Origin of the sequence: Pseudomonas sp. UBA6315 (assembly GCF_002438125.1) — a bacterium.
In the GTDB taxonomy this organism is placed as follows: Bacteria; Pseudomonadota; Gammaproteobacteria; order Pseudomonadales; family Pseudomonadaceae; genus Aquipseudomonas; species Aquipseudomonas faucium.
Map to the genome: position 1 here is coordinate 807 of NZ_DJTF01000204.1, position 2,101 is coordinate 2,907.

The 2,101-nt window shown below is 64.8% G+C and carries 1 protein-coding gene; it reads right to left on the bottom strand.

Translation table 11 applies throughout. From position 1 onward, the window contains the following. Nucleotides 1-2,101 (bottom strand): formate dehydrogenase-N subunit alpha (gene fdnG, locus B3E94_RS24480; protein WP_286915556.1); only part of this gene is annotated, 2,101 nt, incomplete at both ends.

Here is a 2,101-nt window from a genome sequence, read left to right on the forward strand (position 1 = left end):
TCGTTGGCCAGCACCTCGCCGATCTCGACGAACTGCTCGGGCTGGGCGATGGCGTTGAGGCGGCAGTGCTTGCTCCAGAAGTGGAAGTGCTCGGTCAGCCGGTAGGTGGTCGCCGCGTAGGGGAACTCGTCGTGCGTGCCGAGGGTGTCCCACACCGAATCGAAGATCCGCCCGGCCGGGTTGCTGGTGGCCTTCTTGTTCTGCGGGTGCAGCGGGTTGATGCCGATGGGCGTCTCGAACGGCTCGTAGTGCTCGGGGAACGGGCCTTCGGCCATCTTGTCGATGGCAAAGAACCGCGCCACGCCCTCGGGGTTCATGATGAACGGGTTCATCCCCGCGTCCGGCGGCGAGTCGACCTTGAAGTCGGGCACGTCGGTGCCGGTCCAGGTTTTGCCGTTCCACCACACCAGGCGCTTTTTCTCCGGGTCCCATGGCTTGCCTTGCGTGTCGCTGGAGGCGCGGTTGTAGAGGATGCGGCGGTTGGCCGGCCAGGCCCAGGCCCAGTTCTGCACCTGGTGCATGCCGAACGGGTCGCTGTTGTCACGGCGCGCCATCTGGTTGCCCTGCTCGGTCCAGCAGCCGGCGAAGATCCAGCAGCCAGAAGCCGTGCTGCCGTCGTCCTTGAGCTGGGCGAAGCCCGACAGCTGCTGCCCGCTCTTGAGCACCACACCGGTGGCGTCGCTGAGGTCGGACACGGCCCAGCCGTTCATTTCCTTGGCCAGCTCTTCGGGCGAAGGCTCATCGGGGATCTTGTACGGCCAGCTGATGTTCATCAGCGGGTCCGGGTAGGCCCCGCCCTCGGCCTGGTAACGCTGGCGCAGGCGCAGGAACAGCTCGCTCATGATCTGCACGTCGGTGCGGGTTTCGCCCGGGCCGTCGGCGCCTTTCCAGTGCCATTGCAGCCAGCGGCTGCTGTTGACCAGCGAGCCATCCTCCTCGGCGAAGCAGGTGGTGGGCAGGCGGATCACCTCGGTCTGGATGTTGGCCGTGTCGACATCGTTGAACGGCCCGGCGTTGCGCCAGAACTCGGAGGTTTCGGTGGCCAGCGGGTCCATGATCACCAGCCACTTCAACTTGCCGAGCGCGGCCGTGACGCGGTTCTTGTCCGGCAGCGCAGCGATCGGGTTGAAGCCTTGGCACATGTAGCCGTTGACCTTGCCCTGGCTCATCATCTCGAACATGCGCAGCACGTCGTAGGCCGGCACGTCGAGTTTCGGCAGCCAGTCGTAGCCCCAGTTGTTTTGCGCCGTGGCGTTGGCGCCATACCAGGCCTTCATCAGGCTGACGTGGAACTTGCCGTAGTTCTGCCAGTACGACAGTTGCCCCGGGCGCAGCGGTTTGGAGGCGCGCTTGTCGATGTAGGTGGCGTAGTCCTGTTCGGCGTCGCCGGCCAGGGTCAGGTAACCCGGCAGCGAATTCGACAGCAAGCCCAGGTCGGTCAGGCCCTGGATGTTGGAGTGCCCGCGCAGGGCGTTGACGCCACCGCCCGGCATGCCGACGTTGCCCAGCAGCAGCTGCACCATCGCCGCACTGCGGATGATCTGCGCGCCGATCGAGTGCTGCGTCCAGCCCAGGGCGTAGAGAATCGTCATGGTCTTGCCCGGTGCCGAACAGGTGGCGATCTCTTCCCAGATCTTGAGCATGGCGTCCTGCGGCATGCCGCAGGTCATGCTGGCGATTTCGGGGGTGTAGCGGCTGTAGTGCTGCTTCATCAGCTGGTACACGCAGCGCGGGTGCTGCAGGCTCGGGTCGACCTTGGCAAAACCGTCCTCGCCCAGCTCGTAGCCCCAGCCCGACTTGTCGGCATACACGCGCTTGGCCTCGTCGTAGCCGCTGAACAGCCCGTCCTCGAAGCCATAGTTCTCTTTGACGATGAACGACACGTCGGTGTAGTTGCGCACGTATTCGTGCTGGATCTTGTCGTTGCTCAGCAGGTAATTGATCAGCCCGCCCATGAAGGCGATGTCGGTACCGGTACGGATCGGCGCGTAGTAGTCCGCCACCGAAGCGGTACGGGTAAACCGCGGGTCGACCACGATCAGCCGCGCCTTGTTGTGCGCCTTGGCCTCGGTCACCCACTTGAAGCCGCACGGATGCGCTT